Genomic DNA, 13,225 nt, shown 5'->3' on the forward strand with positions numbered 1-13,225 from the left:
ATCGTCTAAATCAAATTCGTCTTCTTCAGCCAGCTCTGGCTCTGCTATTGCTTTATCGCCAGTCTCATCAATTAAACTATCGATGTCGTCTAAATCAAATTCATCTTCTTCAGCCAGCTCCGGCTTTGCTGTTGCTTTATCGCCAGCTTCATCAAGCAGACTGTCAATATCGTCTAAATCAAATTCGTCTTCTTCAGCCAGCTCCGGCTCTGCTGTTGCTTTATCGCCAGCTTCATCAATTAAACTATCAATATCGTCTAAATCAAATTCGTCTTCTTCTGCCAGCTCAGGCTCTACAGTCGCTTTATCGCCAGCTTCATCAATTAAACTATCAATATCGTCTAAATCAAATTCGTCTTCTTCTGCCAGCTCAGGCTCTGCAGTTGCTTTATCGCCAGCTTCATCAATTAAACTATCAATATCGTCTAAATCAAATTCATCTTCTTCTGCCAGCTCTGGCTCTGCTGTTGCTTTATCACCAGCTTCATCAATTAAACTGTCAATATCGTCTAAATCAAATTCGTCATTATCGCCGTCATTCTTATCTGTCGGTTGATTACTACTTTGTTCATCAATCAATGCATCAATGTCAAAATCATCACCTTCATCTGCTAACTCTTCACTGAGTGCTGCTAAGTCATCATCTGAATCAAGCGAGTCATCTAATTCAGCAGTCGGTTCATCGCTGTCATTAGCAAATAAATCATCTAGATCTGCTGCACTTAAAATATCGCCATCATTGTTGTCGGCTTTAATATCTAAATCAATGTCATCACCTAAGCTATCATCATCTGCTTGATCAAAATCTTGCTGCATGAAGATATCAAGTTCATCATCTTCTTTAGCTTCGTCACTTTCATCAGAAAATACAATGTCGTCGCTCAGTAAGCCATCTAATTCGTCTTGATTTAATAAACTGTCACCATCCTCAAACGCATCATCAATATTGTCATCAAAAATAATATCGTCGTCATCTGGTAAAATATCGTTCTCAAGATCATCAAGCTGAATACTTACATCATCGTCTTCTTGAACTGGATCTGGAATAATTGGATCAAGTGATGGTCCTAAGTCAACATCATCCTCTGTTGTATAACTAGGGCTTTGTGGTAAAAATTCGTCATCATCTGTGCTTTCATCTTCTTTATTACGTTTACGTAAAAACATCACGATTGCAAAGATGATCAATAACGCTGGAATTGTCATTAATAAAATAAGAACTAGCGGATTGGCTAACAGCCCAGCAAAGTCAAACTCACTAGTCTCTTCGAGCTTTTTTGCTTGTTGTTGCTCTATAATTTCGTTCTGTTTTGCAATCAATTCAGAAAGTTGGCGTTGAATTTCACTGTCTTTACCAAGTTGCTCACGAATATTTTCAAGCTCTTTAGACACACCAGTTAACTGTTGCTTTAATTTATTGTTTTCAACTAAAATTTCTTCGACATTATCAACTGACGACTTGAACTGCTTTTGTAATTCAACAAGCTGACTGCCCTGTTGGGTTTTAATGCTGTTGATTTCTTGTTTTAATTCTTGCTTAGCTTCATCAACATCCACTTTGCGTGCTTGAGTTACTTTGGTTTGTGAAGCAGTAATTTCGCTGTTCGTAAGCGTGCCATTTTTCTTTTTTTCCCATAGCTCATCATCTTGCTCTGAGCGCTGTTTGGCAAGCTCCGGGCTTACTGCGCGGATATCGGCTAAGGTAGGAATTTTTAAATACGCACCATCGCGCATATGATTGAGATTTTGATCTAAAAATGATTGCGGATTTTTTTCATATAGAGCCTGCATAACCTGATAAATACTGACGGAGTTATCTGGTCGCACTTTTGCAGCAATACGCCATAGCGTATCGGTTGGCTTTATTGGCCCAATAGAACGCCCTTGAACGCCATAATCAACGCCTTTAGGGCCTTTAAGTTGGCTGCCGTCTTGGGAGTATATCGGTGTTACCACCAATGCAGACGCTAATAAGAGGAGTGTAGCTAAACCGCGCATGCTGATCCTTTAATGTTTAAATGTTAACGCAGCGCCATTAAATTAGACGCTTAAACATTGATTATTTCTTGCAGAAATAACGTACATAAATAAATAGTTAATTAAGTCTTTCCTGCAAGCTCTATTCCAGTTGCAAACTATAAACCAGTTGCGGCTTAATATCCATCGCAACACTTTGATACGTAATAGCTTAAACTTTATTAGCCGGAAGAGTTTTTTATCGTTAAGATTAAGTTTATACGCTTTTAGCAGCTATGCGGCAATTATTTGGCAGTTAAAAAATAAAAAAGCGACAAACTGCCGCTTTTCTTGCTTTTAATTAAAGATAGTTCGCTATCAACTCTTCAGCTATTTGCACGCTGTTCGTTGCGGCCCCTTTACGGGTATTATCACTTACAACCCACATATTTAAACCATGCGGATGTGAGATATCTTGACGTAAGCGCCCTACATACACAATGTCATTACCACTTGCATCCGTAACCGGGGTTGGGTAATCCCCTTCGTCTTCTATAAGTTCAAGCCCTGGCGCGTCATTAAGTAACTGTTTTACATGTTCAAAGTCGTACGGCATACGTGTTTCAATGTTAATCGCTTCTGAGTGACCAAAAAATACCGGAACTCGTACACACGTCGGATTAACAGCAATTGTGGTATCACCTAGAATTTTATGGGTTTCGTTAACCATCTTCATTTCTTCACGGGTGTAACCGTTATCTTCAAAAACATCAATTTGTGGGATAACATTAAACGCCATCTGCTTTGGAAATATTTCGCTATTTACAGGGCGTGCATTCATTAAATTAGCAGTTTGTTTTGCAAGTTCATCAACCGCTTTTTTGCCTGCACCCGATACTGCTTGATAAGTAGATACATTAATACGATCGATGCCGTATGCATCATAAATAGGTTTTAATGCCACCATCATTTGAATAGTTGAGCAATTAGGATTAGCAATGATATTGCGATTTCTAAAATCAGCAAGGCTTGCTGCATTTACTTCTGGCACAACCAGTGGTATTTCAAAATCATTTCTAAAGTGCGAAGTGTTATCAATTACTACACATCCTGCATCAGCGGCAATAGGTGCGTATTTTTCTGACACACTGCCACCAGCAGAAAATAAACCAATATGCGCTTGGCTAAAGTCAAACCCTTCAACGTCCTGCACTTCAATAGTTTCACCACGAAACTTAATATCTTCACCAGCGCTGCGACTACTTGCCAATAAAAATAATTGATCAACAGGAAACTTACGATCTTCTAACGTTTCAATAATTTGGCGACCAACAAGACCTGTAGCGCCAAGTACGGCAACATTATATTTTTGTGACATGTGTATTCCTCGTTTAACAGCCGCCATTGTGGCCGCTGTTTAAATTTTAAGTTATTCGACTACGAAACCAAGCCCTTGCAGCAAAGGCGAATATGCGCCTGCACCTAGCACTTTGACTGTGCTAAATTCACGTCGAATGGGGTAGTTTTTACGTAAGCTATCAAACCCTTCACTTGCTAAGTTGTATCGCAAAATACCATCATCACGACGCACATCGTAAACCAGATGGATCAACTGACCTAAATCAGCTTCGCTAAAGGTTTCTTGTAATGTAACTTGGGTAAACGCGGGCACTGGTAAAAAATCAGCTAATGCTTTGCCTGTTTGCAAACCTTTAAGCTCGCACAACTTTTCATAGAGCATTTGCGTGCCACGTGCTTTACCCTCTAAGGTATGGCCTGCGATATGGACACTGGCATAACGCACAAACTCAAGCAATTCAGTTAATATAGAAGGTTCGTTTTCCCATACATCTAATACCACATCGAGCTTGGCACCACCGCGCATAATTTCCAGTAGAGCATGATTATCGACCACATCGCCGCGACTGGCATTAATCAAAATAGTGCCAGGTTTAAGCGCTGCTAAACGCGCTTTGTTCATTAAATGCAAGGTACTATGTTTACCGGTCGTTACTAACGGCACATGGAAAGTGACGATATCCGCTTTACTCAACAACTCATCAATATCTGTATGCTCGGCTAATTGTCCCGCTTCATGCTTAGGTGGATCGCATACTAATACAGTGACATTAAGCGCGGCTAATTTATCTCGCAAACAGCTACCAATACTGCCCACTCCGACAATCCCAATGGTTTTGTGTTCCAAGGTGCAGGCATTTTCTTGGCACAGTGCAAACAAGCTACTGATCACATATTCAGCCACAGCAACGGCATTACAACCAGGTGCGCTCGTAAATGCAATATCACGTTGTTTGAGTAAATCAGTATCAATATGATCAACGCCGATTGTCGCCGTACCTACGTAGCGTAATTTATTAGCATGTATTAACAGTGCTTCATTTACTGAGGTTACCGAGCGAGTTAATAATACATCAACATCAATTAGCTGTTCGCTTTGTAATGTACGACCATCAAAACGCGTTACTTCACCAAAATCAGCAAAATATTGCTCAACAAGTGGCATGTTTTGGTCTGCAAGAATTTTCATTAACAAGTCCAGTAAGCACTAAGAGCCGCTATTGTAACGAACATAGCCGACTTTGAAAACGAAAAAGCCGAGCAAGTTGCTCGGCTTTAATTGTAATGTGGCTTTTTAATTAGCCTTTATATTTACTCATCACTAACGTGGCGTTAGTACCACCAAAACCAAAACTGTTAGACATAACAGTATTTAGTTCAACGTCTTTACGCTCAGTGATAATGTTTAAGCCTGCAGCTTGTTCATCTAGCTCATCAATATTGATTGAAGGCGCAACAAAGCTATGCTCTAACATCAATAGTGAGAAAATAGCTTCATGCACACCAGCGGCGCCCAGTGCATGGCCTGTCATTGCTTTAGTCGCGCTGATCATCGGTGAATTACCACCAAATACTTCTTGAATTGCTCCTAACTCTTTTACATCACCTACTGGTGTAGATGTACCGTGAGTGTTTAGATAATCAATGCTGTCAACGCCTTGCATTGCTTGACGCATACAACGTGCAGCACCTTCACCTGATGGTGCAACCATGTCATAGCCATCAGATGTTGCGCCATAGCCAACAACTTCAGCATAAATGTGTGCACCACGTGCAAGCGCATGTTCAAGTTCTTCAACAACAACAATACCGCCACCACCAGAGATAACAAATCCATCGCGGTTAGCATCATAAGTACGAGAGGCTTTTTCAGGCGTTTCGTTATATTTAGTAGAAAGTGCGCCCATTGCGTCAAATTCCATTGCCAATGTCCAGTGAAGCTCTTCACCGCCACCGGCAAAAACAACGTCTTGTTTGCCTAATTGGATTTGCTCAACTGCGTTACCAATACAGTGTGCAGAGGTTGCACATGCTGAACTGATTGAGTAGTTAACACCTTTAATTTTAAATGGTGTTGCTAAGCATGCCGATGTTGTACTGGCCATGGTGCGCGGAACCATATAAGGACCTACACGTTTTACGCCTTTTTCACGTAAAATGTCAGCCGCTTCAACCTGCCATTTAGATGAACCACCACCGGAACCCACAATGATACCCGTGCGCTCATTTGATACTTGATCATCAGATAAACCAGAATCTGCAATTGCTTGTGCCATTGAGATATACGAATACGCAGCGGCATCGCCCATAAAGCGCATTGCTTTACGATCAACAAACTCTTTAACGTCAATATCAATTTTGCCAGATACGTTACTACGTAACTTATATTCAGCAAATTCTGGGTTAAAAGCGATTCCGCTCTTACCTGTTTTTAACGATTCTAATACTTCTTCTTTGTTGTTACCGATGCTTGATACAACACCGATGCCCGTAATAACGGCTCTTCTCATGGGTAATTACCTTAGCTTGATACTAAATTGTGTTCTATTTTACGCTGAAACTTACAACGAAGTGGTCAGCTTTCTAGCGTACACTTGTACTCTGAACCTCTAGCTTATAAATAACGCCAGACTATTTCAAAGAAAACACGTAAAATAATGAAAAAAAGTACTCATTAATTGCATGCCATGATTAAAAACGCTGAAATTCACTTTAATAACTTAGGTACACCCGTTGCAGACAACTTTAACGATGTCTACTTTTCGAACGATGATGGCCAAGCTGAGTCTGATTATGTGTTCTACCAGCAAAATAATATGCCTCATCGATTACAAAATCATGACCGTGCACATTTCGTTATCGCTGAAACTGGTTTTGGTACTGGTCTTAATTTTTTAAATACATGGCAACAATTTAAAAATAATCTAACCAGTAGGCAACATCATAGTCAAGAAGTTCACAACCCAGCACAACAAAATGTGCAGCGCTTACATTTTATGTCTTTTGAAAAGTATCCGATTAAAACAGACGATCTGCAAAAGGCATTGCAAGTATGGCCTAGTTTAGCACCATTGAGTAAACAGTTACTTGCTAAGTACCCGATTAATTTGGCTGGTTGCCATCGTCTTGAATTTGACAATGGTCAAATTATACTCGATTTATATTTTGGCGATGTGCAAGAATCACTCGCAGCTATAAGCTACCCGCAAACAGGTATTATCGATGCGTGGTATCTAGATGGCTTTGCACCGAGTAAAAATCCAGAAATGTGGCAGCCAGCCTTATTTAATTCAATGGTGGATATTTCTCGTAGTAATGCCACGTTTGCAACCTTTACGGTTGCAGGTGTTGTACGTAGAGGTCTTGCTGATGCAGGGTTTGCGGTACAAAAAATCAAAGGTCATGGCAAAAAAAATGAAATGCTGATTGGTTCTTTAGCCCATGCTAACCAAGCACAATCGGCGCCACCTTATCTGGCTCATCAGCAAAGTTCACTTAAAAACGTTGCCGTCATTGGCGGAGGGATAGCCAGCAGCGCTATTTTATATAGCTTGGCGAAACGTGGGGTTAACAGCCAACTTTTTTGCCAAGATCCCCAACTCGCGATGGGCGCATCTCATAATGTACAAGGTGCGATTTATCCGCACTTACAAGCAAAAAACTCCCCGCACAGTGAGCTTTTTGCGCACAGTTTTTTATATGCGAAACGACTTTATCAGCAACTCACTGAGAATGGCTTTCACTATGATCATCAATGGTGCGGCGTATTACAACACGCGATCAAACAACCCTTAGTTGAGCGCCATCAAAATATTGAACATAAACAGCTGTGGCCAGATGAACTCATGCACGGCGTAACGCCTGAGCAAGGTGATGAAATTGCCGGTGTAAGTACAGGCTACTCTGGCGTATATTTCCCGTTAGGTGGATGGGTTAACCCACCACAATTAGTGAGCGCTCTGTTCCAACAAGCCCATAAACTCAAACCAATTAAAAGCCATTTTAATTGTGATATCGAACAGCTTGAGAAAACCCCGCAAGGCTGGCTGTTATTGAGCCAAGGGCAACAGTTTGGCCCATTTAGTGACGTTATTGTATGTGCTGGTGAGCACAGCGACCGTTTTGTACAAACTCAGGCTCTGCCAATTGTTGGCGTGCGTGGTCAAGTATCCCATGTACAAGCAAGTCCTGCATCACGTAAACTAAAAACCGTGCTATGTCATAAAGGCTACTTTACTCCTGCTTATTTAGACCATCACTGTATGGGCGCAACATTCGAGAAGAACTCAAAAAGCCGCGCAGTCAAAGACCAAGACAATCAAACAAATCGCGAGCAACTGCTTCACTTTTATGGACAAACCGACTTTGCCAGTAGTCTAGGTGAGATCACGGCAGCTAAAGCCGCTGTACGTTGTAGTTTTATTGATCACCTCCCTATAGCCGGAGAATGGCCGCAGCAAAGTGATTATATTCACGCGTTTGCCAATTTACGCGCAGGGAAACGCTATCAATATCAATCCTTACAAAAACCACAACAAGGACTACACATACTCACAGGCTTTGGGGCTCGTGGCTTATGCAGTGCGCCCCTGTGTGCAGAACAATTAGTTGCTGCACTTAACAATGAACCACAGCCTTTGAGTGAACGAGTAAGCCAAGCGATTCACCCAGCCCGCTTTATTGTAAGAGATTTAATTCGAAATAAAATTTAACTTAGCAAAAATAGCGTGTAGGAACCGATGTGATAAAAATAATAACACCACTGATGTTAGCAATAAGCCTAACCTCAGTGACTTGCGCTGCAAATTTAGACAGCGTTCCGCTACCAGCTGATTTTAAGTACTCATTACAAATTGCCGATGACTACCCACTGATACAAACTGGCTATGTTGCTCAGTCGATTACAAAAGTGAGTGCTTTTTATCAACAAGCTTTAGGTAAGTCTGAGCTTATTATCGGTGATAATAAACGCCGAACGTTGTTTTATACCATCGACAAGAAAACCGTGCGGATCAGCTTATATGCTCGTGACTACCGAACCGAAATAGCGATTATGATCACGCAACCATAATCGCTTGACGGCGAACTGATCTGAATACGTATGCATAAAACAAATTGTTAAGCTTATAGCAAAAGCACCAAAGCAAAACGAGGCCCGATACCGTGAGACCCGAAGCTAATGGCTTAAAGGTGATCACTATCTTAAATACCCTAATTTATTTCCGATGTTAGAAGGTAATCGCTTGCCCAACAAGCGGATCATCTTGATAAGACAGTTAAGTAGCTCAATGATCTTGAAAAGGCATTGTCGCTAAACTTGGGTTGTTTAAGTATTAAATACAAAAACGGCTAGAAAGCTAGCCGTTTTTATTTACGCTTTAATGACTCCTAAAATTGATATTGGAATCCTAGCGCCCATTCATTCACATCGTTTTCTCTTAGCTTATAATGGCTATAGTTAATTGAAACATCTGTATTTTCAAGCACTGGATAAGCTAATTGCCCGCCCAAATAAGGGCGTGTATTGGTGTCACTATATGTAATTTTTTGCCCCGTAGATGAGCGGCTATCGATTGAATAATGATAATGGAAAGCCCCTACAAAAACCTTACTCTTAACTTGGCCCAACAGCGGAAATACATAAGCTGTTTGTATCGCAGGTCCTTGTGACAATACCGGCACGGTTTGTGATACATTCAATTGCGCGTTACTTGGATCAAGCGTATCTCCAACAAAGGTCATACTACCTTCGCCTAAGTTGATATAGCGTACGCCAAATTGCCAATTAGTCGCTAAGGAATAAATTGCGCCTATTGACCAACTAATATCGGTATCGTCGTATTCAGTATTCGCTAATTCGACTGATTGATTAGTTGTGGTTGAGCCTGCAACGGCCGCATAACCAATAGTGCCATCCATAGACCACTCACCTGCTAGTACAGGCTGACTGACTACCGCAGCCGTAGCGAGTAAAGCCCATGGCGTCAGTTTTGATTGGCGACGTATAAAGACTAAACCAATCATTAACAACACCATGGTGCTGCCTAAACTACCTGATGAGCTATTTTTAACCGTGGTGGTTGTATAAGCTTTTACGGTCACTTTTACTTCTCCTTTAGCTTCAGCACCTTTACTGTCAGTCACTGTGTATTCAATTAAATCAACACCTTCAAAACCTACTTTAGGTTGGTAATTCAATGTGCCATCGTTATTTATAGTGACTGTTCCTTGCGTAGCTTGCGCGCTTATTAAACTAAGTGCATCACCATCCGCATCGCTGTCATTGGAGAGTACATCAATAACTATTTGCGTGCGGTCGTTGGTGCTTGCAGTATCAGCAATAGTTGTTGGGGCACTGTTTACTACCACACTAACAGTCGCTGTACCAAAGGCTGTTCCACCTTTACCATCAGACACACTGTAGTTGATTGTTGCAGTACCAATAAAATCAAGTAATGGTTGATAACTAAGTTGATTATTAACGATTGCTACCTCACCAAAATCAACACTTGCACTGGTGAGCATCAATACATCATTATCTGCATCGCTATCATTACTGAGCACATCAATAACAATACTATTACCTAGTGCAATAGTTACTTGATCTGATTGTGTAACAGGCGCGCTGTTATTACTACTCATAACGCTAACGCCGCCTGGATCAACAATTTGACCATTCGCTACGCCATCAGCATCATTGATACCACCATCAGTTATGCGTAATTGTACACACCAGTCACCTTCTTTAAGCCCTTCTTGCCACAGCTGACTATTTGGTGAAGGGCAATACCCTTGCTCACCTTGAGTAGAATAGACCTTATCGCCGTTGCTGGTATTAAAGTCAATCCACTCATTATTGATAAGCTTTCTATAAATCGCCCCCGCTGGTATTGGCATTCTTTGCGGAAGCACTATGTGGTAGTTTTCACCTTTTTGCTCCATGGCGGTTACTATAAAGCTAAAGTAACCACCAGAGTTATCCATCCCAACATCTGCAGGCAATTCATTTTCAAACAATTGTGCTGCGCCACTGCTATTTTGTATGCTTGAGAATGCTTTTCTTAAACATGCTCCCGCATCCCCCTCGACAAGAAACTGCGCGGACTCATTTACTTGCTCAGGTAATACATTACATTCATTAATATTATCCAAATAATCAGGAATACCATCACGGTCATTATCTTGTAGACCTTCGATATTGTCTGGTATTAAGTCATTATCAGTATCGGCAGTTGTTAACTCAGGTAACTGAGCTACCACTTCAACATAACTGGTCACTGTAGTTGATAAGCTATCCACAGCGTCATCTGTTGCGGTTACTGCTATTTCATAAATACCAATATCGAGTTCAGCTGTAGAGAACACAAATGTATCAGCCGCATTACCTAGATCAACAATCCGTTCATCTGCTGCTTGCCAACTGAATGAAATATTATCTCCAGGGTTATTATCTGTTGCCAACGCTGTAATTGTTACGAGATCGTCACTGGCTAAAACAAATGGCCGAGGCTGATTATTTTGCTCCGTTATCGTAACTAAGCTTGGTGCTATATTACTCTCTGAAATAGTCATAATATTAGAGGCTTGCGCGCCAGTATTAAGGCTATCGTCAAGCGTTATAACTATTGTTTCATCCGCTTCAATCTCACTATCTGCAAAGACTCTAAAGTTGATCTCACCAACGAGGCCTTGTTCAATAACCACTTCACCGCTGATTAAATCATGATCATCTGATGTTGCGGTTCCAGATACGCTGTAAGGTACAGTGACAGGATAACTTGCCGCTGTTCCATTCAAGTAAACCCGAGTGGTATAACTTTGATCCTCAGCAACAACTTTATTTTTACCTAGTGATATTTGCGGGTGAACCATTACTTGCTGGCTAGCCATTGTGGTTTTACCACTACTGTCTGTCGCTTGCCAATACACTTGATGTACACCTGGCGTAAACAACATACTTTGATTTAAAGTTGCGACTGGTAATCTGTTTTGCTCGCTATCAAACGCAAGAGCTGTACCCAGCTTAACTCGAGTAAACAATCCTGTTGCATCAATATCCACATCAGCTGGAGGTGTAATGGTTGGTGCACCTAGTTGGCCATCAGTAAAGTTAATAAAAGCAAACCCTGTGCTTTGTGCTTGCGCGGGGTCGGCAATAATATACTCAACTTTAATAGTGCCTTGGTTACTTGCGCTAAATTGATAGACAAGCTGCTGGTCAACAATACTCACTGTACCCACTGACGCCCTAGCACCAATAATTGTTATTACATCACCATCAACATCAGTATCATTCGCCAATACATCAAGTATATAACGGCCGCTTTCTGTTCGCGCTAAGTCAAAGGTATCTTCCACAGCAACCGGTTGATCGTTTACTGACTCAACAGTAATTAACGCCGTAGCTATAGCTGAACTTGTTTTACCATCAGTCACTAAATAGCTAAAGGTGTCGCTACCATGATAATCAGCCTGTGGCTGATAACTAAATACCGTTCCTTGCACCGTTAAGCTACCAAACTGTGGTTGAGTGACCACTTCTATAACTAAATTGTCGTTATCACTGTCACTAACCTGAGCACTGACACTGAGGTTATTATCTTCTTTAACGCGCATTACCATATCATTAGCAACAGGCGGCGCATTCACATACGTTACATCAATACTAAATGGGTTAAGCGTACTGCTTAACTGCCCATCGGTTACGCTGATCAAAATATTACTATATAGACCAACGTCATCTCGTGTCGGTATACCACTTAATGTACCACTTGTGCTATCAAACGTTGCCCAACTCGGCTTGTTCGCAATCGTCAATGATAAACTGGTATTATCAATATCCGACACAATTGGCGTAAATGAGTAACCTGTATCTTGCGCGATTGATGTTGCAGGTGAACCGCTGATTGTTGGTGCATCGTTAACATTCACTACTGTCAGTGTAAATGGGGTTAAACTTTGACTTGCAATCCCATCAGTTACACGCACCGTGATGCCTGCATAACTTCCTACATCAGCATTGCTTGGTCTGCCTGATAGCTCCCCTGTGGTGGTATCAAAGTTCAACCAACTTGGTTTATTTTCAATACTGAAGCTGAGGTTATCGCCATCATTATCTGTCGCTAGTGGTACAAAGCTATATAAGTCATTTTCATTAACCGCTAAGCTTGGTACTCCAGTAATCACTGGCAAATCGTTAATACTATTAATCGTTACTGATACTGTGCTCGGTGCTGAATCAAGTAATCCATCATTCGCTATATAACTAAACTGATCGTCACCAAAGTAATTTGCACTGCCTTGATAAGTAACTTGCTCACCTGAGATAGTCGCAGTGCCATGAGTTGGTTGACTAACGATTGTATAGATTAATGTATCACCATCAACATCACTACCGAGTAAGTTCATAACGACTGGCATGTCTTCATCAGTAACGCCGGTTTGTAGACCAACAACTGGCGCGTCATTCACTGCGGTGATAACTAACGATACCGGCGTTATTGTTGAATCTAATAGTCCATCATTAACAACAAAGCTAAAGCCATCACTGCCGTTATAATTGGCGTTTGGCGTATATAACCAACTATCATTACTTTGCTGCACAAGCGAGCCATGTAATGCGCCTTCATCAAGACGATAGCTTAGATCATCGTTCTCAATATCTGAGCCAACCAAGGTGATCAAAACGCTATTATCTTCTGCAAGTATTAAGCTTTGCGGAATACCTAAAGGCGCATCATTGACTGGGTTTACAGTCATGGTGACAGTAGCAAGGTTAGATACCTCGCCATTGCTGTCTTTAACTGTGTAAGTAAAGCTGTCGTCACCATAGTAATCTGCATTGGCGGTGTAAATGATTGCCCCCGTTGCGGTTACTTGAGTTTGCCCATTGCTTGGTGCACTGACAACC

Annotated in this window: 7 protein-coding genes; 2 read left to right on the forward strand and 5 right to left on the reverse strand. The window is 41.3% G+C overall.

The window, feature by feature from the left end; all coding sequences use genetic code 11:
• From H5200_RS21490 to fabB, 4 genes are all read right to left on the reverse strand, one after another.
• Positions 1 to 1,998, reverse strand: a 1,998-nt coding sequence (locus H5200_RS21490; protein ID WP_310737056.1) for a FimV/HubP family polar landmark protein, incomplete at its 3' end; no start/stop codon positions are given.
• 319 nt (positions 1,999 to 2,317) lie between these two features.
• Entirely contained in the window at positions 2,318 to 3,334 is a 1,017-nt protein-coding gene (locus H5200_RS21495; protein WP_182719579.1) for an aspartate-semialdehyde dehydrogenase, read from the reverse strand.
• A gap of 51 nt (positions 3,335 to 3,385) precedes the next feature.
• Entirely contained in the window at positions 3,386 to 4,504 is a 1,119-nt protein-coding gene (locus tag H5200_RS21500; RefSeq protein ID WP_182719578.1) for a 4-phosphoerythronate dehydrogenase, read from the reverse strand.
• 109 nt (positions 4,505 to 4,613) lie between these two features.
• A complete protein-coding gene (gene fabB, locus H5200_RS21505; protein ID WP_145241506.1) occupies positions 4,614 to 5,825 on the reverse strand; it encodes a beta-ketoacyl-ACP synthase I in 1,212 nt (403 codons plus the stop codon).
• A gap of 177 nt (positions 5,826 to 6,002) precedes the next feature.
• Between fabB and mnmC the strand changes: the two genes are divergently transcribed.
• Both mnmC and H5200_RS21515 read left to right on the forward strand, forming a co-directional pair.
• Positions 6,003 to 8,027: a bifunctional tRNA (5-methylaminomethyl-2-thiouridine)(34)-methyltransferase MnmD/FAD-dependent 5-carboxymethylaminomethyl-2-thiouridine(34) oxidoreductase MnmC gene (mnmC, locus tag H5200_RS21510; RefSeq protein ID WP_182719577.1), complete on the forward strand. Its 2,025-nt coding sequence runs from the start codon at positions 6,003 to 6,005 to the stop codon at positions 8,025 to 8,027.
• 29 nt (positions 8,028 to 8,056) lie between these two features.
• Positions 8,057 to 8,386, forward strand: coding sequence for a hypothetical protein (locus H5200_RS21515; protein WP_145241510.1), 330 nt, complete (start codon positions 8,057 to 8,059; stop codon positions 8,384 to 8,386).
• Positions 8,387 to 8,703: 317 nt separating this feature from the next.
• Here H5200_RS21515 and H5200_RS21520 read toward each other — a convergent pair.
• The coding region (locus H5200_RS21520) for an Ig-like domain-containing protein (RefSeq protein WP_182762566.1) at positions 8,704 to 13,225 on the reverse strand (4,522 nt) is incomplete at its 5' end.

The sequence above is a fragment of the Pseudoalteromonas sp. SG43-7 genome (assembly GCF_014164295.1).
GTDB classification, from domain to species: Bacteria; Pseudomonadota; Gammaproteobacteria; order Enterobacterales; family Alteromonadaceae; genus Pseudoalteromonas; species Pseudoalteromonas rhizosphaerae.